The organism is Embleya scabrispora DSM 41855 (assembly GCF_000372745.1).
Lineage (GTDB): Bacteria > Actinomycetota > Actinomycetes > Streptomycetales > Streptomycetaceae > Embleya > Embleya scabrispora.
In genome coordinates, this window is record NZ_KB889667.1 from 86,158 (window position 1) to 109,773 (window position 23,616).

Below are 23,616 nucleotides of genomic sequence, written 5' to 3' on the forward strand. Positions count from 1 at the left end.
GTGGTGGGGCTGCCCGGGCGGTCCGGGCAGTCGGGCTGCCCGGACCATCCGCTGCTTTTGGAACTACCCGGTGACAACGGGCCGTTCGACCTGGGACAACGCCCGTGCCGCCGCTTCCGCGAGTGCGCAGGCGTCGGCGACGCAGTCGTAGTCGACGTGTTCGGGCAGGTCCGTGTGCAGGTGGTAGTGCGGGATCAGCTTCTGGTCGTCGATCGAGACCAGGGTCGCCGTCGGGTAGCCGTGCCGGTTGGGCACCACGCCGTCGGTGGAACTGCGCGAGCGCAGTCCGGTCAGCACCGCGATGTCGTTGCGGGTGGCGCACTCGGAGAGCAGGTTGTTGAACGGGATGTCGTAGGGCTCCATGCGCAGCGGGCCCTCGGCCTCCAACAGGACCAAATTGCCGGATCCGACCGTGTCCACGTTGAGGAACCATGTGCGTTCGCGATCGAGTTCGGGGAAGTGGCGGCGGGCGAAACCGCGGATGCCCTCCTGGAGCGCCTCCTCGGCGCCGGCCGATACGAGCAACACCCGCACGCCGTCCACGGGTTCGTCGCGCAGGGTGGTGGCGAGCGCGACCAGCACGGCGACCCCGGACAGGTTGTCGTTGGCGCCCGGGACCGCGCGGCTGCGACCGATCTGGGTGAACGCGGCCGTACTCACCGCAGCGAGGCCGATCCCGGCGCGGCGCATGCCCTTGGACCCGGTGGCCGCGCCGAGTGCGATCAGGGCGGGGCCGGCGACCACCGGCCACCACAGCGGCGGGTTTTCGCTCGCCTTGTCCAGCAGATGCGGGTAGCGGGTGGCCACCCAGCGCGCGGCCCGCTCGTCGAACACCGCTCCCGTGGGCGCCGCGTCGTGATGTGCCGTCACCACGAGGGTGCGCGCGGCATCGGGGTCGCCGACGGAGGCGACCACGTTGTACGCGCTGCGCCGGCGGCCGCCGAGCGCGCGGCGGGCGTACTGGCCGCGATAGGAGATGTCGTCGGCGATGCCGAGTGTGGCCGCGGCGGCGACCAGCGTTGCCGCGACCCGCGATCGCCCTGCGAGCAGACCCGCCACCGTCGCGATGGCGGTGAGCGTCCCGATCGGGCGCGCGTACGACGCGTAGGCCGGCTCCTCCTCGACCACGGCGTCCCCGGCCCCGAGTTCGCGCAACATCTCCGCGATCCGCTGCGCCGCCTCGCGCTCGCCGGCCGAGGTGGGCAGCCGTTCGATCTCAGCCAACGGCTCGATCACGGCCCGCAGTTCGGCCTCGGACGGCCGGCGCGACCGCTTCCCGTGGCGGTGCCCCCGATGTGCGTCGTTTCCCCCGCGGCTCGTCATCCCGCCACGATGCCACGCCCACCGGCACCCTGTCCGCCCCGCCGAGCACGTTTGTTACCGGCGAGTCGGTTCGAGGGGGGTGGGCCCGGCTCCGGGGGCTCCGGGGGCTCCGGGGGCTCCGGGGGCTCCGGGGGCTCCGGGGAGGGTGGGCTCGGGCAATGGGCTCAGTCCGGCGCAGCCCTAGCAGCGCCCGGGCGCGTCCACCGCCCCCGGCAGGTCCGTGGTCTCGTCGGTCGCCGCGGCCGGGGTCGCGTTCTTGCGCGTGGCCAGTACCGCTCCGCTCAGGATCAGCACGAAGGACGCCCCGATCGCGAGCGTGAAGTTCTCGTCCAGGATCAGCACCCCGGCCGCCACGGCGACCGCGGGGTTGACGTACGTGATCACCGTCGCCCGCGCCGCGCCCACCTCGCGCACCAGTTCGAAGAAGATCACCATCGCGATCGCGGTGCACACCAGCGCCAGCACGCCCATCGCACCCAGCGCCTTGCCGCCCGGCACGTGCGAAGGCCACTGCACGGCGGCGAGCGGTACGTACACCAGCGCGGTGAAGCCCAGACACACCACGGTCATCGGCAGGCTCGGCACGTCCTTGAGCCTGCGTTCCGCCACCAGCGCCGCACCCGCGTAGCACAGGGCCGTCGCGAGCACCTCGAGCGCCGCCCACGGGTCCCCGCCGCCCAGCGTGGGGCCGGCCAGTACCGCGACCCCGCCGAACCCGATCGCGAGGCCGGCCCAGCGCACCGGCCCCATGCGCTCGGTTCCGCCGATCAGGTACACCAGCACCGCCCCGAAGATCGGTACCGAAGCGATCAGCAGGCCGGTCGTCGAGCTGGACAGCCGCCGTTCGGCGTCCGACAACATCCACCAGGGCCCGACGAACTCGGTCACCGCGAACACCAGGAGCGGCCACTTGTACGGGGCCAGTCCCCGCATGCCCGCGCCCCGCAGCGCGAACGGCAACAGCAGCAGGGCCCCGAGTCCGGTGCGCACGAACACCAGCACACCGGGCGACACCTCGTCCACCGCGACCTTGATCAGCAGGTACGGGATCCCCCAGATCACGCACATGCACGCGAACAACAACGCTCCACGACGACTCACGGCCGTGTCCCCTCAATCTCTTGATCGAAGAGGATCTTCAACCACGCGGGGCCGATCGGTCTAGAACGTTGTTGCGCAGCACGCTGCTGCGGTAGCCGGCGGGGGTCACGCCCAGCACCCGGCGAAACCATCGCCCCAGATGCGCCTGATCCGCGAACCCGACGGCAAGCGCCACCTCGGCCGGCGTCATCCCCGCGGCGAGCAGCACCTTGGCACGGGCAACCCGATGCTGGGCGAGCCAGGCGTACGGGGGCAGCCCGACCGCGTCGCGAAACGCACGCAGGGTCTGGTAGCGGGACAGCCCGATCCCGGCCGACAACTCGCCGAGCGAGGGTGGCCGCACCAGCTCATCGGCCAGCCGCTCGCGGACCGCGCGGGCCACCCGGGCCGCGTCCGGCGAGCCGTGCCGATCGGTTCGGGCCCGTACCGCGTACCGCGCGACCAGCGCCCGCAGCACCTCCACCACGCGGGACTCGCCCTCGAACGCGTCACCGCCGGCGGTCAGGTGCACGTGTACGGCGACCATCTCGGCGGCGAGCGCCGGATCGGCCACGAGCAGCGACGGAAAGTGCGGGGCGGGGCCGGGCAGGTCCTCGCCGACCAGGGCGGCCGACGGGTAGAAGACCCGATAGGCGTACCCCTCGGGGATGCCGGGCCCGCCGGTGTGCGTCTCGCCGGGCTCGGCGACCACGATGGTGCCGGGCCCGGAACGGTGCACCGCGCCGCGGTAGCCGATCTGCTCGACGCCCTCGACGCACACCCCGATCGCGTACTCCTCGTGCGCGTGCGGCGCGTACCGGTGCCGCCGAAATCGCGCGGTCATCAGGTCGAGCGGCGCGTCCTCGACCCCGTACACACGCGTCCACACGGCGGACTCGCCCCGCCCGGAATCGGGCCGCGCCCGCACGCCGGCGCGGGGACGGGCACAGTCGCCACGGTCGCCGGATGGGCCGGGTGCGCGGCCGTCGCCCGGGCCGCCGGGTGCGCGGCGGTCGCCGGAGCCGCCGGGTGCGCGGTGGTCGCCGGAGCCACCGGGGGCGCGGCGGTCGCCGAGGCCCTCCGAGCCTCCCGGTGCGGGGTCACCATTCATGTCGATGCGCTCTCAAATATCCATGCACCGGCCGCCCCGGCACGATCGGCTCGAACCATTCCTCCGGCCCTGGGTCCGACAGCCGCAGCTCGACCGACTCCGGATCGTCCGACGCCGCATCGCTGAACGTCACGAACGCCGCCTCGACGTCGTCGTCGTACAGCCCGTGCCGCTCCAACAACGACGCCGCCTGATCCACCAACAACCGCAACGCCATCTCCTCGGCAAAGCAGGCGGGCGGCGCCCACTCGTTCCCACCGAGCCGCCCGGTGACCGTGACGGCGGCCACCACGAACCGCCGAACGAACCCCTCCTCCAGGACGGGCAACGCATCCAGCACGAAGAACGAAGCCCCGTCCGCCTCGCGAAGGTTCACCAGATCCGTGAACAACAGATCCACGAGCACCCCGACCGAACTCGCCACCGCGCCCGCCGCGAGCCGGGCCTTCTCCTCCGGGACGTCCGGCTGTGCGGTGTCCGGCTCACACCCGAAGGCATCCAGCCCGAAGGCCCGCACCCCCGCGGCCTGCCGCTCGATCCGCAGCCGCTCCTCCGGCATCGGCCGCCGCGCCCGCAACGCCGGATCCCCCGCGGGCGCATCCGGCCCCTCCGCCGCCAACAAACTCTCGTACACCAACTCCTCATGCAGCTGCACCTCGCTGCGCACCACCCGCCACTCCGCGAGCAACACACTGGCCTCCAACACCGCCAGCACCATCTGCCGCGCCGTCCGCTCAGCCGCCTCCAACGTCGGCGCATCCACCGACATCAACACGGCAGCCCCGTCCGACCGAGGCGTCACCCGATAGTCCACCAGGTCCACCCCGACCCCATCCGCCTCCTCGAAGCCCTCCACGGACTCGAGCCCATCACTCAGCAACGCCCCGACCCCGAGCCGCTGGAGTTCATCCAGATCGGGATAGGTCTCGAGCGGCACGACATCGACATTCACCGGATAAGCCACCCCAAGATCTTCCCGGACCCACCCCCCTCCCCACGCCCGACACCACCGAACAACCACGTGGCGGACCACCCCCCAGAGTGCGATATGGTTTCGGTGTTCGGCCAGCCGAACACCGGGACGTGGCGCAGCTTGGTAGCGCACTTGACTGGGGGTCAAGGGGTCGCAGGTTCAAATCCTGTCGTCCCGACCAGCGTTTACGCAGGTCGGAGGTCGTCTTCTCAGAAATGGGAGGACGGCCTTTTCCGCGTCTCGGGGCGTGGTGGTCGCCAGTGTGGTCGCACGGCTGTCGACCGACCCCGAGCCACATCATCGAACGGCCCGCGACTGCAGCGGCGTAGATCGGTCCGAATAGGTCACGAAGCCGGATGGGTCGTCGCGATCTGGTCGCAATCGACTCGGTAGGTTGATCCTCGCGTCCACCCCTTCGGCACCGACGAGGGCCTCCTCGATGGCGTCCACCGCGTCGTGCGCAGCCTGACGGGTCAAGTGAGCGTAGATGTTCGCGGTCGTCGACAACGTCGAGTGTCGCAACGTCTTGGACATCACCGTCAGGAGCACACCCGCGGTGATCGTCAGCGTCGCGGCCAGGTGCTGCAGGTCGTGCATCGTGATCCGGGGCAGCCGGCCTCGACGGACCAGCGACGGAAACGATCCAACAGGGCCTGCGGCCGCAACGGCCGAACGATTCCGGATACCGCGACCGCGCATGTGCGCCGTCAGTGGTTGGGACGGCTGAGCAAGACCGACAACGGGCTCGTCACGGTGACCACCCTGTGCGCCAACGAGCGGGTCTATCAGCCCCTGTATACCGGTCCCTGCACGCCGGCCCGGCACTTCCCGAAAGGGCAGGAACGACCCGGTCCCGCACCAAGCGCAGGGGTGGTGTTCGGCAGCGGCGTAGTCCAGGGCCACGGTGTGCGTGCGGCGGCGTGCGCGGGTCGGCACACGGCGCCCGGCCGTGGTCCCAGAGCACCCGAAGAGGGCTCGTTTCCCGGAATTTGCCGGTTCGGCCGGATCCCTTCGCCCGGCACGGACGCCTGTGTGAATGTTTCGCTTGCTCGGGCACGAACCCCGTCCTGCTCGGTCGTCCGCGGCCCTCACGAGGTGCCCGCGACAGCAGGTCGGTGGCGTGGTCGAGGTCTGCCTTCCACCCAAGGAGCCTCGATGAATCGAAGAATGACCACCACCGGGACCGTCCTCGCCTTACTCGCCGGCCTCACCATCGGCGCGGCGGCCCAGTCGGCCGCGGCCGACCCGCCCGCGCCGCCCGGCTCTCAGGCGCCGGCCGTCGCCGCCGCCGACCGGGCCGCCGCAAGCGGCCTGGACGTCCTGGCCAAGGGACCCGACGAACAGTACGAACGGCAGGCGGTGACGCCGTGGGTCGACGATCTGTACTCCGTCGCCTACGAGCGTACCTACCGCGGCCTGCCGGTCGTCGGCGGCGACGCCGTCGTCCTCGCCGACGGCAAGGGCCGCGTCCGCGCGGCCCAGTCCGCGAGCGATGTGCAGATATCCACCACGGTCCAGCCGATCGTGACGGCCGACGCCGCCGAGACCATCTCCAGGGCCGAACTCGCGTCGGTGGACCGGGTCGAGTCACACCGCCTGGTCGTCCGGGTCAGGGACGGTCGGAGCAATCTCGCCTGGGAGACCGTGGTCGTCGGCCGCACCGCGACCGCGCCCAGCAGGCTGCACGTCTTCGTCGATGCGAGCACGGGCACGGTGCTCGACACGGTCGACGACGTCAAGGCCGGCACCGGCAACAGCCAGTGGAACGGCCCGAACATCCCGATCGACACCACCAAGTCCGGTGCCAGGTACTCGCTGCGCGACCCGGGCCGACCCGGCCTGTCCTGCGCGGACTACTCCACCGGAACGGTGTTCTCCAAGTCCACCGACTCGTGGGGCAACGGCCAGGCGTCCAGCAAGGAAACCGGCTGCGCCGACGTCATGTTCGCGGCCCAAAAAGAGTGGAACATGCTCCGTGACTGGCTTGGTCGCAACGGGCACAACGGCAACGGCGGCAGCTGGCCGGTCAAGGTCGGCCTCAACGACGTCAACGCCTACTGGGACGGCTCGTCCATCTCGATCGGGCACAACCAGGCGAACAAGTGGATCGGCTCGATGGACGTCGTGGGCCACGAGTTCGGCCACGGAATCGACCAGTTCACCCCCGGCGGCGCCGGCACCGAACCCGGACTGGGCGAGTCCACCGGCGACATCATGGGCGCGCTGACCGAGGCGTACACCAACGAATCCTCGCCCTACGACACCCCCGACTACACCGTCGGCGAAACGGTCAACCTGGTCGGCCAGGGCCCCATCCGCTACATGTACAAGCCCTCCACCAACGGCGACCCGAACTGCTACAGCTCGTCGATCCCCAACACCGAGGAGCACGCGGCGGCGGGACCGATGAACCACTGGTTCTACCTGCTCGCCGAGGGCACCAACCCCGGCGGCGGCAAGCCCACCAGCCCCACCTGTAACAACACCACGCTCACCGGCGTCGGCATCAAGTCCGCAGGCAAAGTCTTCTATGGCGGCATGCTGCTCAAGACCAGCGGCATGACCTACAAGAAGTACCGCACCGCGACCCTGAAATCGGCGAAGACCCTCGACCCCACGTGTGGTCTGTTCAACAAGACCAAGGCCGCCTGGAACGCCATCAGCGTGCCCGCCCAGACCGGTGACCCCACCTGCACCGCAGGTTCCGGCCGCGACGAATTCTCGGTCGCCTTCACCTCGCCCTCGGGCATCGTGACACCGGGCGACTCGATCACGACCGCGGTGAGCACGGCCGTGACCGCAGGCGCGGCGCAGAACGTCACCCTGTCCACGAGCGGTCTGCCGACCGGTGTGACCTCGACCTTCAACCCGGCGTCCGTCCAGGCGGGCGGCTCGACCCTGACCCTGTCGGCGAGTTCGACCGCGCCGGCAGGCACCTACCCCGTGACCGTCACCGCTAGCAGCCCCACCGCCACGCACACCGCCCGGTACACCCTGACCGTCACAGGTCCTGGCAACCGGAGCCTTGTGCCGCCCGACATCAACGTGGCGAACGTCCAGGCGCACCTGACCCAGCTCAACACCATCGCGAACCAGAACGGCGGCAACCGCCGTGCGGGCAGCGCCGGTTACACCGCGTCCGTGGCCTACGTGAAGGGCAAGCTCCAGGCCGCCGGCTTCACCGTGTCCGAGCAGGTCTGCACCTCCTGCCGATACCGCTCCAACAACCTGATCGCCGACTGGCCCGGCGGCCCCGCCAACCAGGTCGTCATGTTCGGTGCCCACCTGGACAGCGTCCAGGCGGGCCCCGGCATCAACGACAACGGCTCCGGCTCGGCCACCCTCCTGGAGAACGCCCTCGCGCTCGCCCGGGCCAACCCCACCCTCACCAAGCACGTGCGCTTCGGCTGGTGGGCCGGCGAGGAACAGGGCCTCCAGGGCTCGCAGTTCTACGTGGGCCAACTCACCTCGGCACAGCGCTCCGCGATCAGGGGCTACTACAACTTCGACATGGTCGGCTCACGCAACGCGGGCTACTTCATCAACAACATCAACTCCGCCACCGCTGCGCCCCTCAAGGCGTACTGGGACACGCTGAACCTGCGTCCCGAGGAGAACGTCGAGGGCCAAGGCCGCTCCGACGACTACTCCTTCCAGCGGGCCGGCATCCCCACCTCCGGCTACGCGGCCGGTGCCAGCGCCACCAAGAGCTCGGCACAGGCGACCAAGTGGGGCGGCACGGCCGGCGCCTCCTACGACTCGTGCTACCACTCCGCGTGTGACACCACGAGCAACATCAACGCCACGGTGCTCAACCGCAGCGCCGACGGCGTGGCGTACGCAATCTGGAAGACCGCAGTCGGCGTCACCACGCCCACCACCTAGACCTTGACAATCACCGGTACCGGCCGGCTGGAGCAGGGCGTACCGGTGATCGCCCCCACGCAGCCCCTTTCCCCAAGGACGAAAAAGTTCTATCTCCGGATGGAACCGTCAATCCCGGAGTCAAGGACCTTCACCCGCCCGGTTGAGTCGGCCTGAAGCACGGTTCCGGTGTTGCCACCGGCCCGTTTCTCCAGGCCGCTCTCCGAATGAAGTAGGCCGCCGACGAGGTGCCCCTGGCCGAGGTTCCTTTTAGACGGCCCTTCCCGAACCGGATGGGCCCGATTTCCAGGCATCCGGCTCTCCAGTCAACGATCCCAACCACAGCCCGGTCGACCGGTTCGCGGCTGCGGTGAAGCCGCTGCGGGCCGGGGACCCAGGTCAATGAGGTCACCGATCGCGCCAAGGTGCCGGCCGGCCAGACAGGGATCCGAGCCGTGGCCAACGTCCTGACCGCCATGGCAGACGCGTTCGAAGCGCAAAGTTCAGGTCGTATATCGCGGCAAGCGGGCGCGTCGTAACCTCCAGCGTTCTAGCGTTGCGGAATCCCGGATCACCGCTATGGAGCAAGGCACCCGCCCCTGCGTGACAACAACCGCGCACCTTTCCGGACGTCCACGTACCTCCCGGGACTGTGCCGGCACGTCCAAAGAGCCGTGAACCACCTCCTTGCCACACCCTGCGTTGCTGGGGGTCAAGGGGTCGCAGGTTCAATTCCTGTCGTCCCGTGTTCGAGGGCCGGGCCCACGAGGGCCCGGCCCGGGATGGACAACGAGATTCAGCTGATCAGTGACGGTGATGGACTGGCAGTCATCGGAGATGCGACGGATGTCGAACACTTCCTCGTCTCTGAGGGACTGTCGTCGAAAGGCCTTGGACTGGAACGGCTCAAGTCCGTCTTCGGCACGGGAGCTGCAGTCGCACAAGCAGGGTCGGACATCGCCGCGAACTCCGGTCACTGGGTGAAACTGACTCCGAAGTCGGCACAGCTGGTCAAGAAGTACGGACTGCGGAACAGCCGGAAGACGGGTCTCAGTACGGGTGTGGTGAGGGGAAAGAAGGGCCAGATCAGGGGATTCATCGAAATCGCGCAGTCGCCCCGAGCGTTTCTGAGCAACCCGGCGGCGCTTGCCGGTGCCGCAGGGATCATGGCGCAGTTTGCGATGCAACAGTCCATGGACGAGATCACCGACTATCTCGCCACGATCGACAAGAAGGTCGATGACGTGCTGCGCGCACAGAAGGACGCTGCGTTGGCGCACATGATCGCAGTGGACCTCTCGATCGAAGAGGCCATGACCATCCGGAAGCAGGTGGGCCGGGTCTCCGAGATCACGTGGTCGAAGGTGCAGAACGCGCCGACGACGATCGCGACAACCCAGGTGTACGCGTTGCGCCAACTCGACGCGCTCGCGGAGAAGATGGAGCGCGAGACCAAGATCGGTGACATCGCCACGGCAGCCGAGGAAGCCGAGTCCAAAGTTCGGGAGTGGCTCGCCGTTCTGGCTCGCTGCTTCCAACTACAGGACGCGATCGCGGTGCTCGAACTCGACCGAGTGCTGAACACGACTCCGGATGAGCTGGACGATCACCGCCTCGGGCTTCGGACTGCCCGACAGAACCGGCTGGATCTCATCTCGCGAAGCACCGAGCGTCTGGTGGCCCGAATGAATGCGGCGGCTGGCACGGCCAACGCGAAGGTGCTGCTGCACCCGACCAAGTCCCCGGCTGTGGTCCGGTCGAGCAACCATGTCGTAACCGGTGTCCATGACTTCCACGGGCGGCTCGGGATCGAGTCCGGCCGTCAGTCATCGGAGGCGAGGCGATGGGTGGAGGCGGCCACAGAGGTGAGGGATAAGGCGCTCGACACAGGAGCCAGGGGCGTCGGAGCCGCCAAGAGCATCGGCAGCGAGACCCTCGATCGGGCCGGCGCGGTAAAGGGCAGGCTCGCCGGCGAGATCGCCGGGCGAGCGCGCCGTCGGCGCGGGGACGAGGAACGCGACGAGAAAAGCTGAGCGAGCGCCGACCATAGGCCACGTGCGCGGCCCGGACACCCTCGACTGCGAAGAGCCTCAAAACGAGCCACGCCGCCTGACACCTCGAACTCCAGTCGTGTCAGGCGGCGGACAAGGCAATCAGCGCCCGGCCACGGACCGTACGAACGGAGCCCACTCCGCGCGGCCCACGGCGAACGCCGGGCGGGACACGTCTTTGGAGTCCCTTACGTGGATAGTTTGTTCGGTGATCGCGACCTCCACGCAGTCGTCACCCTGGCTGCCGCTGTAGCTGGACTTGAACCAGGCGAGTTCCGACACACCGCTGCTCATAGCTCTCCTCGCAGTCGCTCCAGCAAGGCCCGGGTTTCTGTGGGGTTCAGGGCCTGCGAGCGCAGTGTGTCATAGCGTTGGCAGAGCAGGCTCACCTCTTTCCGGTCGGCAATCAGCCGTCCGTTCTCCTGCCCTTCGGAGTAGCCAAGCCTCTGCCCCGAGGGAGTCTCCAGAATGCGGATGGTTCCATCCAGGCACGCATGCAGCCCAGCCGCCAGCGGCACCACCTGAAGCGTCACGTTACGCGGAGCACTGCGCTCAAGGACGTGGTCCACCAGCTCACGCATCGCCTGAGCATCACCGAACCGCCGCTGGAACACGTGCTCCTCGACGATGAAGCTGAACGGCACGGTCGGCCGCTCCCGCATCATGGCCTGCCGTTCCATTCGTGCGGCGAGCTGCGTATCCAGCTCCTCGTCGGTCCGCAGCGGGATCGTGCCGTCGAACACCGCCCGCGCGTACGCCTCCGACTGCAATAGCCCCGGCACCAACCGGCACTCGTACGTGCACAGGCTCGCCGCCTCCCGCTCCAGCACTGCCCACCGTCGAAACCACGCCGCGAGCCCCACGTCTCCGCGCGTGAGGTGTCGGGCGGCCTTGCGCAGCGCACCGGTGTTGCCGAGGGCTTCCTCCGCGCGCTCCACGAACGCCTCGTCCGGCATTCGGCGGCCCAACTCCACCGACTCCACGGTGTGTTTGGAGTACTGGACCCGGGCGCCGAGGTCGACCCGGCTGAGGCCCGCGTGCTCGCGCAGTGCCTGGACGACGGCTCCGAACGTGCGCAGACTGTCGGACGGGTGAGGCTCCCGCTCCCATTCCCCCACCGGAACCGCTCGCGCGCCGACCGCCCCGGACGCCTCCCCCTCGACTCCGACGATGTCCATCCGCCGCCCCTTTCTCATGCCGCATCACAACGGCCCTGATGAGCTGCCCCGGGCACCGCCCATCGTGGCGGAAAATCACCCGTACCGTCCACTCTTCGTGTCCGTACACTGACTGTGCGTACGTGGCATTCTGCTGGTCCCCAGGGGCGCGGCGGCCGCACGCTGGCTCCATGGACCGAGCGATTCGCCAACTTGCCGCCCCAGCCCGCACCTTCGCGCACATGCTGTCCTCCACACCGCGCGGTGCCCGACTCGCCCGGCTTCTCGCCATGGTCGAGCTGCGGTCCTGGGACGTGCCGCAGGACCTCACGGAGCGCGCCGAACTCGTCGTCGCGGAGCTGGCCGCCAACGCCGTCCTCCATGGCAGCCCGCCGGGCCACCGCGTCCGACTCGTACTTGTCTACGACCCGCCGGCCCGCCGCCTCCGCGTCGAAGTCATCGACGCTCGCGGGGACCTCGCTCCCCCGCCACACGCGACGGCCGCGGAACCGGACGCACTCACTACCGGTGGGCGCGGCCTGTCGCTCGTCACCGCCCTCGTCGACCACTGGGACGCCGTCCCCCATCCACACGGCGGCAAGACCGTGCGGGCCGTGCTGTCGGAACGAGCACCGCGCACGTGATCGCGTCGGCCACAACGGCATCCGGTCCTTCCGGTCGGCCCGAAGCACCCGCGAGCACGACCGAACGCTTCAACTCGCCTTGGACACACCCGTCGGGCCCTCCATGGCAACCCGACAGCCCGGCACCGCATCGGCGTCAAGCAGTAGCGGACGACGGGCAGGGCCCCGCTGCGGATCGGCATCTGGGGTCGGGGTCCCCGACGGGGAACTGCTCGGCGAGGGAGGCGATTTCACGGGTACTGCGGTGGCCGGTGATCCCGACACCCTGCGTGGAGCAGCCGAGGGCGCCGGTGATCTCGGTGAGGGTGGAGTTCGTCTCGGTGAGGCGCCGGCACTCGTCCGCGAACACCGTGACGGAGGAGGCGGCAAGACGGACGAGCCCGTGGAAGCCCGGCGAGAGGTCCTGGCCCTCGTCGACGACGAGGTGGGGTGCGGCGGCCGTGGCCTTGTCGCCGAGGGCGGCGGCGGCCTGATGGGTGAGCGCTGTCCAGTCGCCGTCCGGTTCGGGGAAACGGCCGGGGTGAGGCACGTCCTGCCGTAACGCCTGGGCGCTGGGCACAGTGCTCGGCCCCGTGTCGTCCGGCTTCCTCGGGTTCGTCGTCCGGCTCCTGGTCGCCGTTCTCCGTCCGGGTGCCGAACGACGAAGTCCGCGGCCTTTCCGGAGCCACCCGCTGAAGCGCGGTATGCCGTTATTCGACGTAGAGGAACTCCGGTCCGTAGGTCTTCCCGCCGCCGTCCGGAAGCGGCTTCACCATCAGGGAGCGCGCGAGGGGCCCCATCTTGAACATGTGGCCGACCGCGGCACCCACTTCGCTCTTGCCCACGTTCGGATCGTCCGCCCGCCACGCGCGCTCCAGCGCCCGCAACATCGCGCTGAACTCGGCGTTGAACGCGTCGAGAGTCTCCCGGATCTCGGGGGTGGGAGCGTTCGTCGGGTCGTTGGCCCAGCCGCCCTCGGGGACCCTGCCCATGGGGTGCGCCGGGGGCAGGGGAATGGCATCGCCCGTGAAGTCCCAGACGTCCGGGGATTCCGAGACCTTGATCAGCTTCCGGCCGTGGAAGAGTTCGCGGAACACGTAGAAGTGCGCCAGTTCTCCCGGCCGCCCGGGGAAGGGATTCTCGGGCGAGGCAGAGGTGCCCTCGCCCTGCTCCTTGATGACCTCGAGGGCGGCGCGGACCTTCTCGATGCTGTCGAGCGGGACGATGTTGTTGCCCTGCCCGTGGTGCGCCAACGAGTAGTCGATCTGTCGGGCACCGGTGATCAGGTGGCTGTGCGCTTCGAACGCCTCCTCGATCGCGGTGTAGAAGGCTCCGATCGTGGTGAAGGTCTCGAATTGCGCGACGGGGTCGTCCGGACGCTCGATCTCGGAGAACATCTCGACGGAAGCCTTGTTCAAGCCCTCCAGGAAGACGATCAACTCGGGTCGCACACCACCCGGCAACGGGTGCTCGTACTTCGGCACCACGCTCGCGTCGGCGATGACCGGATTCCCGCCGATGGTGGTGAGCATGTTGCACACCAGCCCCATGTGGGTCATCTCGTCGAACATGACCGCCCGGATGGCGTCGTAGACCGGCCCTTGCCTCTGCTCGATGGACCACAGGCCACTCGCATAGGGGCCGATGGTCGCGACCTCGACCATGATCGCCTGCTGGAGCGCGTGCCTGAGCCATTCCGCGTCACGTTCCGTGGGGCGAACCCCCATCAGTTCGACGATGGCGTTGCTCTGGTACTCGAGGGTTTGGGTCATCACACCGCAACCTTTCCGATCCGTACATGAAAACGCGCCCGGCGTGGTCCACCGTCGACGGATTCAAACGTAGGCGCCCCGGGCCCGCGGTCCGTCGCCAAACGAGACAACCATCCGGGTGATTCGCGGCTCGATCCGCGCGCACACCGCGTATGTGTGAAATTCCGTGAGGGGGAACAGCGGGCCGCCGTTCGCAGCCCGTGCAGTGTCTTCGAGTGGTCGGGGACCGCACGGATGGCGTGCGGTCCCCGAGTTCCCCGACGTCGTTCAGCGAGCCTGAAGTGCTGGTTCCGGGCGTCCGGGAACACCTATCCGTGGGACTGGACGCCGGTCAGCGGGCGAGTACGTGGCCGTCGTGGGGGCGGTGGTCGCGGGAGCGGCGCAGGTCGGTGGTGACGTAGGTGCGTTGCAGCCAGCGGTCCGCTCCGTCGTAACGGGGGCGGAAGGCGGTGCGGCCGTGGACGGTTACGCGGTTGTCGATGATGACCAGGTCGCCGGGAGTCAGGCGCAGGGTGCGGGCGGTCGCCTCGCAGGCGCGGCCGAATTCGGTCAGCGCCGCGGTGGCCCGAGGGGTGAGCGGGGTGGTGACGAGTTGGGCCATCCGTATGTCGGGATCCTCTACCGCTCCCGACAGCACCGGTCGGGGCTTGGCATCGGGCTCACTCGCGGTGGCGTCGGGGCCGAAGGAAGGTGGTGGTGTGGTGATGAACTCCGGTGCGAACAGGGCCTGGCGGCCGGCCGGGGTGAGAAGCGGCAGCGCTTGGCGGATGCCGGCGACGCGCATGGCGGCGATCCGGTCGTGGTCGGCGCGCAGGCACAGGAAGATCACATAGTCGGGTGGGTGGGGGTGGAAGCCGTTCTCGGTGTGGAAGGACAGCGGCACCGATCCGGCGTTGCCGTGGAAGCTCTCCTGCCCGGGCACGGGCACGACGTCCTGCACGAGGGCACCGGATTTCTCAGCCCGGTAGGCGAGAGGCTCGCCGAGCCCGCAGGCCACCATGGTGAGCACTGCGGCCGAGACGGTGGCCCGGCGCTGGACCGAGCCGGGTACGGACGGTGTCGCGGGCAGGGCCGCCTCATCGACGGGCAGGCCGCCTATCACCAATGTGCCGTGCGGCCCGGAATGCCTTCGAAACCGGCGCACCCCACGGCGCAACGGGAAGGGAAGGTCCTCCCAGGCGTCCCGGGCCCGGGCCACCCACTCGGGGTTGTCGACGTGGTCGTGCCCGCCCGTGCACAGGGTGCGGGCCAGCCGCTCGCACGCGCCGGCGTCGACCGGGTCGAGTGCCCAGTCGCCGGCGACGGCAGGGCTTCGGGTGGTGCCGGGCGTCGTCTCGGGCATCAGGGTCTCCTGCCGGAGGTGTGGGTGGCGGACACGCGGACTCACGAGTGGCGCAGGCCGGCCACGGCGTCGGCGATGTAGTGGTCCCCGAATCGGATCAGGGAGGCGTACCGGGCTGCGCGGCGATGGCGCATGTGCCGTAGTTCGGCGACGGCGTTGTCGGGGCCTTCCGGTTTCTGGGCGATGGAACGGTGTAGATGCACCATCGAGTACGCGAGGGTGACGTGCCGTTCACCGTCCACGATGTCGGCTTCCAGGAGAGCGCCCCGTGCCTCGGCCAACTCCGGGGCGCGGGCCGCCAACTGCTCGTAGGAGTCGGGAACCACGGACAGCAGGTCCTTCATCGCCGCCCGAAACAGCTTGTATCCACGATGTTGGCGCCCGCTCAACGGGACGTCCACCGACGGAGGCGCCATGGTGTGGCGTATCGCCGTCATGTAGTAATCGGCCGGGACCGTACTGGCGTGGGTCATGGCCGCCGGGAAGCCCCGCACGTACACCGTCGCATCCGCCAGCCGCAGCAGCGCGGCATCGCCGTCGCCGTGCCGCAGATGGCGGGTGGCGTCGGCCACGGCGACCGCGGCACAAACGTTGAACAAGACGTGGACCTGGTGCCCGATGAGCCACCGAGCACTCCACACATTCTCCAACGACTCCCCCGCAGCAGGCCCGGGGACGACCACCGGCGGTACGGAGTCGGGGCCGTCGCCCGGCGCTGCGCCGGTGAGGTCGAGCACCGACTGCCGCATCCCGGCCGCCTCCAGCGCCAGGTCGGCACCCGACAGCGGAGCCTCACACAGGTCTTCCAGACCGCGGTGGACAACCAGGACACCGTGCAGGGCGGCCTGCTGATCCGACAGTTCCCCTTCACGGACCCGGAAGAACGACTGACTGATCGACTCCGCCGGCAGTCCCTCACCGGCCACGGCCGGAGCCAGAGCCGACAGCGCGGCCACCAACTCACCGGCGGCCAAGGCGGCCTGCCGCAGCGCGACGGTCCGCTCGACAGGTCTGGCATGGGTCGCCAACCCGCCCAGCACGCGCGCGGTGCGCTTCGCCTCGGCATCGACCCGCGTGCCCAGCACCGGGACGGACCGCCCGCCTCGGGGCTCGCGGAAAACAGCGACAGCAGGATGACCGGCAACCGGCGATATGCCCATGGCTGTACTTCGCCAGGAGCGCTCCACACGAAACCCTGAACTGCAAGACCATTCCTGTGCGCTGCGCCGGGCGCACAGTTCGCGCCGCCCTTCCTCGATCGCGGCATGGAACCGACCGATCGTCACATATCGGTCCGACTGCGCCGGCGCGTCCGGCGGCGCGGGCTGCTCCAGCCGGAGGAACTGGTCGAGCGCCGCGGGTCCGAACACGCTGCGGGCCGTCGCACCGCGCTGCGGTACTCCGCCGGCGTCACACTCCTCGCCGTGTCCAACGGGGTGATTCGCGCAAGCCAGATCAACGGCTGCGGCTTCTGCACCGACATGCACACCAAGGACGCCGCCCACGCGGGAGAGGCCCAGCAGCGCCTCAACCTGGTGGCAGCCTGGCGGGAGGCCACGGTCTTCACCGACGCCGAGCGCGCCGCGCTGGAGCTGGCCGAGCAGGGCACCCGCATCGCGGACGCGGCCGGCGGCGTCACGGACGAGGCCTGGGCGAACGCCGCCAAGCACTTCGACGAGGACCAGCTCGCCGCGCTGATCTCGCTCATCGCCGTCATCAACGCCTACAACCGCATCAACATCATCAACCAGCAGCCCGCCGGGGACTACCAGCCCGGCCGGTTCGGCTGAGCCGCCCGGCGCACCGCCGGAGGTTTCCGCACACCGTCACGGATGGCGGGAACGGAGAGGGGCGGGTGGGCCTTCGGGCCCACCGCCCCTCTCGGCGCGCATCACGGGTGTCAGCTCCCCTGGTCCTTCTCCGACACAGTGTCGTCACCTTTCGTAGGTCCGCCGCCTCATGCGGCGGACACGCCGTCTGCCGGAGGCGTCATCGCGCCCCGGGTCCATGGCCGTTCGCAGTGATGACCGGGTGCCCCGTGGATCCGTGACAGGGGCGTTGGCGTTCGCCATGGTTCCCGGACGGCAGAGGGCGGGCGGGGATCCGAAGGCGGTCGGACGGTGGGTGGGGAGAGGGACGGTGTGACGCCGAAGCCGGTCGAAGGCGCGGACCGGCGCGTGGAGTGTGGCAGTGTGTGTTCGCCTCGTATTCGGCGTGTGAACCCCCGGAAGCACCGTTCCGGAGTGGCTTGTAGCATGGCGGCGCCGAAGCCGAAGGGGACAACCATAAACGCTGGGGCTGACACCGATTCTCTCGACCAGGCGGCGAGAGACTTCCTCGCGGCGCGCCCGCGGCTCTTCGGTGTCGCGTACCGGGTGCTCGGAAGCGCGGTGGAGGCGGAGGACATCGTCCAGGAGGCGTGGCTGCGGTGGCAGAACGCGGACCGCGCTCGCATCCTGGAGCCTGCGGCCTTCCTGACCACGGTCACCGCCCGTCTGGCCATCAACCTGGCCCAGTCCGCCAGAGTGCGGCGGGAGTCCTACGTCGGCCCGTGGCTTCCCGAGCCGGTCGACACCAGCGCGGATCCGCAGATGGGTGCCGAACGGGCCGAAGCCCTCGAACTGGCGGTTCTCTTCCTGCTGGAGAAGCTGAACCCGATGGAGCGTGCCGCCTACGTCCTGCGGGAAGCCTTCGACTACCCCTACGCGCAGATCGCGAGAATCCTGGAGACGAGTGAGGCCAACACCCGTCAACTGGTGAGCCGCGGGCGCAAACACCTGGCCGCCGAGCGCAGGGAACGCGTCGGCACGACTGATCACCGTCGTCTCCTGGAGGTGTTCCTCGCGGCGGCGCAGCAGGGTGATCTGGCGGCGCTGGAGAACGTGCTCGCCGCGGATGTCGTCAGCTACACCGACGGCGGCGGGCTGCGCGGCGCGTCGAAGATACCGGTCGTCGGACGTCTGCACGTCTCCAAGTACCTCGTGGCCTTCGCCCCCCGGTTCTGGCCCGGGTCGGAGGTGCGGTGGGTCGAGGCCAACGGTCGTCCCGCTGTCGTCGTCTCGTCCGGCGGGGAGGCCGTGGCCCTCCTCTCCGTCGATGTGTCCGCCGAGGGGATCGACCGGATCCTGTGGGTGATGAACGCGGCCAAGCTGTCGCCCTACATGACATCGCCGAGCAGTTGAACACCCTTACGCCCAGACTGTGGTGGACATGGTTCCGGGTGGGCCGCCCTCGCAGCGTCGCCATGATGTGCTTCGCCGGCCGCTTGACCTGCCGAACCGCGTGCTGGGCGTTGGGAACCGTGTGCGCTCCCGGCCGCCCCACCGCGAGATCGGGCACCGAGGCATCGTCGCCGGCGGCCCACACGTGCGTCGCCCGGGGCCGCCGAGGCAGCGTCGCCGCCGCCTCGGCGAGCGCGGCACCGCGGGTCACATGGCGCCGCTTTCGGCTCGGGCCTGTTCGAGGACTTGGCGCTGTGTGCCCAGCCCGGCGATCTCGAGTTCGATGATGTCGCCGGCACGCAGGTAGGGAGTGTTCGGTAGTCCCAGGGCGACTCCGGCCGGGGTTCCGGTGTTGATGACGTCGCCGGGTTCGAGGACCATGTACTGGCTCAGGTACCAGACGATGTACGGCACGTCGAAGATCATGTTCTTGGTATTGCCGTCCTGGCGCGCTACGCCGTTGACGGACAGGCGCAGCGCGAGCGACTGCGGGTCGCCGACCTCGTCGGGGGTGACGAGCCAGGGGCCGAGCGGGTTGAAGGTTTCGCAGGACTTGCCCAGGTCCCACTGTCCGGAGTACTCCAGTTGGAACTCGCGCTCGGAGACGTCGTTGCTGATCGTGTATCCGGCGATCACGGCGGCGGCCTCGTCCGGCGAGTCCAGGTAGCGGGCCCGGTTGCCTATCACTACGGCGAGTTCGACTTCCCAGTCGGTCTTCGTCGAGCCGCGAGGGATCGATACGGTGTCGTGGGGGCCGACGACGGTTGCGGGGTCCTTCATGAAGACCACCGGCCGGGTGGGGATCGGTGCGCCGGTCTCCTGCGCGTGGTCGCGGTAGTTCAGGCCGATGCATACGACCTTGCCCGGGCGGGTCACCGGGGCGCCGATCCGTACGCCGGCGCAAGGGAGTTCCGGCAACAGTCCGGCTTCGGCGGCGGTTTGGGCTCTTTGGAGGCCGCCGGAGGCCAGGAACGCGGCATCGATGTCCGTCGTGACGGAGGACGGATCCAGCAGCCGTCCGTCGTCGGTCAGGATCGCCGGGCGTTCGCCACCCGGGGCGCCGATGCGCAGTACCTTCATGTCGGACTTCCCTTCGTGGTGGGGTTTCCGCCTCCGGGGCGGTCGGGCATCCGCTGCACGGTGTCGCTCATTCCAGGAAGAAGATCGAAGGGATCTCGGTCCACTGGCGCCCCTCGGGCGTGCCGGGGAGGCGCTCCTGACAGGGGTCGGTCAGCTTCCACCACTCCTGGGTGATCGGGTCCTGGGACATGCGGGCCATGTCCGCGTCGAAGTCGACGCCCCGGTACTCGAAATAGCTGAACAGGAGCCCTTCGTGGAGAAAGATCGAGTAGTTGGCGATGTTGCACGCTCGGAGTCGGTCGAGCACACCGGGCCAGGGATCGGCGTGCAGGCGCTTGTACTCCTCGAGCTTCTCGGGCCTGACGCGGATCACCGATGCGATCCGGCGGACCCCGTCACTCGTGCTTTCGTTCATCGCTCTCCTCGGGGAAGTAGTCCGTACACCCGTGTCGCCGTGCCGGCGAAGACGGTCGCCTGTTCGGTCGGGCTCAACGAGCCGGTGAGGGTCGCGGCCGTGTCGACCACGTCGCGGTAGGAGGCCGCGAGCAGGCAGACCGGCCAGTCGGAGCCGAACATGAGCCGGTCCGGTCCGAATTCCTCGAGGGCTGTCTCGGCGAAGGGGCGCAGGTCGCGCAGGGACCACGTCCGCCAGTCGGCTTCGGTGACGAGACCGGAGAGCTTGCACACGGTGTTGGGCAGCGCGGCCAACGTTTTGATGTCGCCGGCCCATGGGGCTCTCTCGCCTGCTGCGATCGGGGGCTTGCCGAGGTGGTCGAGAACGAAGGTGAGTTCGGGCAGTGTCGCGGCGGCGCGGGCGGCCGCGGGGATCTGATGGGATTGCACGAGCAGGTCGTAGGCGAGTCCCGCCGAGGCGACGGCCGCGAGTCCGCGGATGACGTCCGGGCGGATGAGCCAGTGCGGATCCGGCTCGTCCTGCACGGGGTGGCGGATGCCGACCAGGTGCTCACCGCCCGGAAGTTCGCGAAGCGCGCCGATGGTTTCCGCGATGTCGGGTGCGGTGAGGTCGACCCAGCCGACCACTCCGGCGACCAGCCGGCTCGCCGCGGCGAGCGCGAGGAATTCGGGGGTCTCGTCGGCGACGGCGATCGTCTGTACGAGGACGGTCGAGGTGACCTTGGTCGAGGCGGCCTCGGGCTCCAGTTCGGTGAGCGCGAAGCTGCGCCGTATCGGGGCGAGGGCCGCGTCGGCGAGCCAGGGCTGGTCGCGCGCGGACAGGTCCCAGACGTGTTGGTGCGCGTCGACGATGGGATCCGGGGTCATGGGAAGGTCACCTCGGGTGTGCTGAGGACGAGCGCGGGTGTCCGGGCGGGGCGGGCGGCGTTGTGGACGGCTGCGGAGAGGTGATGGTGGGCGTCGATCGCGATCATCCGAGCCGCTCCCAGAGGTCGGCGGGGATGTCGAAGGCGGCCATCGCCACGGCGTCCGATACCTCGGCGGGAGTGCGCGCGCCGATCAGGACGGTGTCGACGGCGCGGTGAGCGGCCGCGAATTGCAACGCGGCGGCCCGCAAGGGGACTCCGCGCGCGGCGCACGCATCCCGCAGCCGCAGCGCGTGGGCGAGGATGTCGGCGTCGGCGGGCGCGTAGTCGAAGCGGGCGCCCGGGCGCGGGTCGGCGAGCAGGCCGCTGTTGTACACGCCGCCGGCCAGCACCGAGACCCCGAGCTCGGCGCAGTGGTCGAGCAACGCGCTCCCGCTGCGGTCGAGCAGGGTGTAGCGGCCGGCGAGCAGCACGCAGTCCACGTCCGTCTCGGTGACGAAGCGATCGAGCATCGCGCACTGGTTCATCCCGGCCCCGACCGCCCCGACGACGCCCTGGTCGCGCAGTTCCACCAGGGCGGGTACCGCCTCCTCGGACGCCTGCTCCCAGTGCTCGTCGGGGTCGTGCACGAGCGCGATGTCGATCCGGTCGAGCCCGAGCCGGCGCAGGCTCGCCTCGACGGAGCGCCGCACACCCGCCCGGGAAAAGTCGAGGACCCGACGCCTTCGCGGCGTCCCGAAGAACCCGTCGCCGTACTCGGGCGCGTCCGGGTCGTCGACCAGCAGCCGGCCCACCTTCGTGGACAGCGTGTATTCGGCCCGCGGCACGCCGCGCAGGAACCTTCCCAGGCGCTCCTCGGAGAGCCCCGCGCCGTAGTGCGGCGCCGTGTCGAAGCAGCGGATCCCGCTCGCCCAGGCCGCCTCCAGCGTCGCCTGCGCCGCGGCCTCCGTGAGCGGTTCGTACAGACCGCCCAGTCCCGCGCAGCCCAGGCCCAGCGCCGCGCCCTTCACCGTGCCTGCGCCGGGCGCAGTCGCAGCCCCTGCATCCCGCCGTCCACGGCCAGGCTCGTCCCGGTCGTCGACGCGGCCAGCGGGCTCGCGAGCGAGGAGATCGCGAACGCGACCTCGTCGGCGGTGACCAGGCGGCCCATCGGCTGCCGGGCGTTCAGCGCGACCCGCTCCGCGTCCGCGTCCGCGGCGGTATCCAGCAATCGGCCCACCCACGGGGTGTCGGCGGTACCCGGGTTGACGCAGTTGACTCGGATGCCCTCCCGAACGTGGTCCGCCGCCATCGCCAGCGTCAGCGACTGCACAGCGCCCTTGGACGCCGAGTACAGCGCGCGCTGGGGCAGTCCCGCGGTCGCGGCGATCGAGCACGTGTTGACGATCGCCGCGTGCCGCGAGGCGCGCAGATGCGGCAACGCCGCCCGCGAGACCCGCACGATCCCGATCACGTTCACATCGAATACCCGGTGCCACTCGGCATCGTCGTTGTCCGCGACGGTCCCGGCGGCGCCGATCCCCGCGTTGTTGACCAGGACGTCGATCCCACCGAGCAGCGCGGCCGCGCCGCGCACGGCCTCGACGACCGAGGCGTCGTCGGTCACATCCGCGGCGAACACCGACAGGTCGCCGTCGCCGGCCAACGGCGACACGTCCCGATCCAACACCGCCACCCGCGCACCGCGCGCGACCAGCATGCGCGCGGTCGCCAACCCGATCCCGGCCGCCCCGCCGGTCACCACCGCGGCCAGCCCGGCGAAGTCCCGCTCCCCGATCACGAGTTCCTCCCGACGGGACCCGAAGGCAACACCTTCATGAGCGAACCCCTTTTTCTCTCGACCCTGTTCACACAACGGACGACATCTCGGGAACCGGCCCTCGGGCCCTCATCTCACCGAACCTCGCTTCACTCCACGCCACGCCACCCTGCCCGCCCACTCACGCCTCCTCGTCTTCCGCCGCGACGAGCCCGGGCAGCAGGCGCTCCTGCGCCCGATGCAGATGCGTGCGCATCGCGGCCGCCGCGACGTCGGGATCCGCGTCCCGGATGGCGTCGAGCACGCGTTCGTGTTCCCGACAGGTCGCGTCGGGGACCCCGACCGGGAAGTACAGCCGGTACAGATGCGTGTGCGACCGGAAGCGGCGCAGCGTGTCGGCCATCAGCGAGTTGCCGCCGGAGCTCGCGATCACGTCGTGGAAGAGCGCGTCGTGGTGGAGGAATCGGCGCATGGTCTCGCGACTGTTGTCGCCGTGCGCGGCACGCATCCGGGTCAGGCTGTCGGTGAGCGCCCGCAGGCCCTCCTCGCCGACCCGCACGGCGGCCCTGGCCGCCGCCGCCGGCTCCAACAGCAGCCTCATCTCGAACAGTTCCTCGAACGTCCTGCCACTCATCAGCGGCGCGGCCGAGTATCCGGCGAGGGCCCGTTTGACCACCAGGCCGTCGGCCTCCAAGCGGGCCAACGCCTCCCGCACCGGGGTGGGGGACACGTCGAGGGCCTGAGCCAACGTGTTGATGTTGAGCTTGGCTCCGGGCTCGATCTCGTGATCCACCAGCCGTTGTGCGATCGCCTCGCACACGGTGTCCGCGAGCATCTGTCGAGGCTGCGCCTCTGTCATCGCTTCTCCTCCTCGACGCAGACACGCCGGCGCGCTGCTTCGGTGACGACATCCGCAGATCCAAGCATGTCGTACGACCCCCATGGCTCATTAATATACGATCTGCATCCCCCGTGGCTAC

The 23,616-nt window shown here is 69.7% G+C and carries 22 protein-coding genes, 1 tRNA gene and 1 pseudogene; 6 read left to right on the forward strand and 18 right to left on the reverse strand.

Going from position 1 to position 23,616, the window contains the following annotated elements; all coding sequences use genetic code 11:
• Positions 1-63: 63 nt before the first annotated feature.
• From A3IC_RS55670 to A3IC_RS0121310, 4 genes are all read right to left on the reverse strand, one after another.
• Positions 64-1,224, reverse strand: coding sequence for a M28 family peptidase (locus A3IC_RS55670; protein ID WP_205353904.1), 1,161 nt, complete (start codon positions 1,222-1,224; stop codon positions 64-66).
• Between the two features lie 279 nt (positions 1,225-1,503).
• Entirely contained in the window at positions 1,504-2,424 is a 921-nt protein-coding gene (locus A3IC_RS0121300; protein WP_026218545.1) for a DMT family transporter, read from the reverse strand.
• Between the two features lie 37 nt (positions 2,425-2,461).
• Positions 2,462-3,514 (reverse strand): helix-turn-helix domain-containing protein, encoded by a 1,053-nt coding sequence (locus A3IC_RS0121305; protein WP_020552080.1) that lies wholly within the window; start codon positions 3,512-3,514, stop codon positions 2,462-2,464.
• Entirely contained in the window at positions 3,504-4,547 is a 1,044-nt protein-coding gene (locus A3IC_RS0121310) for a hypothetical protein (RefSeq protein WP_158696039.1), read from the reverse strand. Before A3IC_RS0121310 ends, A3IC_RS0121305 begins: the two co-directional genes overlap by 11 nt.
• A 44-nt stretch (positions 4,548-4,591) precedes the next feature.
• On the opposite strand from A3IC_RS0121310, the gene A3IC_RS0121315 reads away from it, so the two are divergent.
• A tRNA-Pro gene (locus A3IC_RS0121315) sits at positions 4,592-4,668 on the forward strand.
• Positions 4,669-4,784: 116 nt separating this feature from the next.
• Here the strand turns inward: A3IC_RS0121315 and A3IC_RS70150 are convergent.
• Positions 4,785-5,390, reverse strand: coding sequence for a site-specific integrase (locus A3IC_RS70150; RefSeq protein WP_211232303.1), 606 nt, complete (start codon positions 5,388-5,390; stop codon positions 4,785-4,787).
• Between the two features lie 252 nt (positions 5,391-5,642).
• Between A3IC_RS70150 and A3IC_RS55680 the strand changes: the two genes are divergently transcribed.
• Positions 5,643-8,372, forward strand: a complete 2,730-nt coding sequence (locus tag A3IC_RS55680) for a M28 family peptidase (protein WP_079026583.1) — start codon at positions 5,643-5,645, stop codon at positions 8,370-8,372.
• 761 nt (positions 8,373-9,133) lie between these two features.
• Positions 9,134-10,384: a hypothetical protein gene (locus tag A3IC_RS0121330; RefSeq protein ID WP_020552084.1), complete on the forward strand. Its 1,251-nt coding sequence runs from the start codon at positions 9,134-9,136 to the stop codon at positions 10,382-10,384.
• A 120-nt stretch (positions 10,385-10,504) separates the two neighbouring features.
• Here A3IC_RS0121330 and A3IC_RS0121335 read toward each other — a convergent pair whose 3' ends face one another.
• Together A3IC_RS0121335 and A3IC_RS0121340 are read right to left on the reverse strand one after the other, a co-directional pair.
• Positions 10,505-10,696, reverse strand: coding sequence for a DUF397 domain-containing protein (locus A3IC_RS0121335; RefSeq protein WP_020552085.1), 192 nt, complete (start codon positions 10,694-10,696; stop codon positions 10,505-10,507).
• On the reverse strand, positions 10,693-11,580 hold the full coding sequence (locus tag A3IC_RS0121340; RefSeq protein WP_020552086.1) for a helix-turn-helix domain-containing protein: 888 nt from the start codon (positions 11,578-11,580) through the stop codon (positions 10,693-10,695). The genes A3IC_RS0121335 and A3IC_RS0121340 overlap by 4 nt, the downstream gene beginning before the upstream one ends.
• A gap of 170 nt (positions 11,581-11,750) precedes the next feature.
• On the opposite strand from A3IC_RS0121340, the gene A3IC_RS0121345 reads away from it, so the two are divergent.
• The gene (locus tag A3IC_RS0121345; RefSeq protein WP_026218547.1) at positions 11,751-12,203 is read left to right on the forward strand and encodes an ATP-binding protein; all 453 of its coding nucleotides are present in this window, start codon (positions 11,751-11,753) and stop codon (positions 12,201-12,203) included.
• A 136-nt stretch (positions 12,204-12,339) separates the two neighbouring features.
• On the opposite strand, the gene A3IC_RS0121350 is transcribed toward A3IC_RS0121345, so the two are convergent.
• The 4 genes from A3IC_RS0121350 to A3IC_RS0121365 all read right to left on the reverse strand — a co-directional run bounded on the left by A3IC_RS0121350 (position 12,340) and on the right by A3IC_RS0121365 (position 16,381).
• Complete coding sequence (locus tag A3IC_RS0121350) at positions 12,340-12,762, reverse strand: hypothetical protein (protein ID WP_020552088.1); 423 nt, start codon at positions 12,760-12,762, stop codon at positions 12,340-12,342.
• Positions 12,763-12,892: 130 nt separating this feature from the next.
• Positions 12,893-13,954, reverse strand: coding sequence for a ferritin-like domain-containing protein (locus A3IC_RS0121355; protein WP_020552089.1), 1,062 nt, complete (start codon positions 13,952-13,954; stop codon positions 12,893-12,895).
• A gap of 331 nt (positions 13,955-14,285) precedes the next feature.
• Complete coding sequence (locus tag A3IC_RS0121360) at positions 14,286-15,296, reverse strand: clavaminate synthase family protein (RefSeq protein WP_026218548.1); 1,011 nt, start codon at positions 15,294-15,296, stop codon at positions 14,286-14,288.
• Positions 15,297-15,337: 41 nt separating this feature from the next.
• Positions 15,338-16,381: a hypothetical protein gene (locus tag A3IC_RS0121365; protein ID WP_020552091.1), complete on the reverse strand. Its 1,044-nt coding sequence runs from the start codon at positions 16,379-16,381 to the stop codon at positions 15,338-15,340.
• A 180-nt stretch (positions 16,382-16,561) separates the two neighbouring features.
• Here A3IC_RS0121365 and A3IC_RS55685 point away from each other — a divergent pair, with 180 nt between their 5' ends.
• Both A3IC_RS55685 and A3IC_RS0121375 read left to right on the forward strand, forming a co-directional pair.
• Positions 16,562-17,086, forward strand: a complete 525-nt coding sequence (locus A3IC_RS55685) for a carboxymuconolactone decarboxylase family protein (protein ID WP_020552092.1) — start codon at positions 16,562-16,564, stop codon at positions 17,084-17,086.
• Between the two features lie 495 nt (positions 17,087-17,581).
• Complete coding sequence (locus tag A3IC_RS0121375; protein WP_026218550.1) at positions 17,582-18,478, forward strand: RNA polymerase sigma-70 factor; 897 nt, start codon at positions 17,582-17,584, stop codon at positions 18,476-18,478.
• Positions 18,479-18,485: 7 nt separating this feature from the next.
• Here the strand turns inward: A3IC_RS0121375 and A3IC_RS71190 are convergent.
• From A3IC_RS71190 to A3IC_RS0121410, 7 genes and pseudogenes are all read right to left on the reverse strand, one after another.
• Positions 18,486-18,662 (reverse strand): annotated as a pseudogene (locus A3IC_RS71190) (NAD(P)/FAD-dependent oxidoreductase); the annotation flags it as partial.
• A gap of 62 nt (positions 18,663-18,724) precedes the next feature.
• On the reverse strand, positions 18,725-19,597 hold the full coding sequence (locus A3IC_RS0121380) for a fumarylacetoacetate hydrolase family protein (RefSeq protein ID WP_020552094.1): 873 nt from the start codon (positions 19,595-19,597) through the stop codon (positions 18,725-18,727).
• Between the two features lie 67 nt (positions 19,598-19,664).
• A complete protein-coding gene (locus tag A3IC_RS0121385; protein ID WP_020552095.1) occupies positions 19,665-20,012 on the reverse strand; it encodes an L-rhamnose mutarotase in 348 nt (115 codons plus the stop codon).
• Positions 20,009-20,878 carry an amidohydrolase family protein gene (locus A3IC_RS0121390; RefSeq protein ID WP_020552096.1) on the reverse strand — a complete coding sequence of 290 codons (870 nt, stop codon included), beginning with the start codon at positions 20,876-20,878 and terminating at the stop codon, positions 20,009-20,011. The genes A3IC_RS0121385 and A3IC_RS0121390 overlap by 4 nt, the downstream gene beginning before the upstream one ends.
• A gap of 103 nt (positions 20,879-20,981) precedes the next feature.
• Positions 20,982-21,887: an aldo/keto reductase gene (locus tag A3IC_RS0121400; RefSeq protein WP_020552098.1), complete on the reverse strand. Its 906-nt coding sequence runs from the start codon at positions 21,885-21,887 to the stop codon at positions 20,982-20,984.
• Positions 21,884-22,657 (reverse strand): SDR family NAD(P)-dependent oxidoreductase, encoded by a 774-nt coding sequence (locus A3IC_RS0121405; RefSeq protein ID WP_020552099.1) that lies wholly within the window; start codon positions 22,655-22,657, stop codon positions 21,884-21,886. Before A3IC_RS0121405 ends, A3IC_RS0121400 begins: the two co-directional genes overlap by 4 nt.
• 160 nt (positions 22,658-22,817) lie before the next feature.
• Entirely contained in the window at positions 22,818-23,495 is a 678-nt protein-coding gene (locus A3IC_RS0121410) for a GntR family transcriptional regulator (RefSeq protein ID WP_040876943.1), read from the reverse strand.
• Positions 23,496-23,616: the final 121 nt, after the last annotated feature.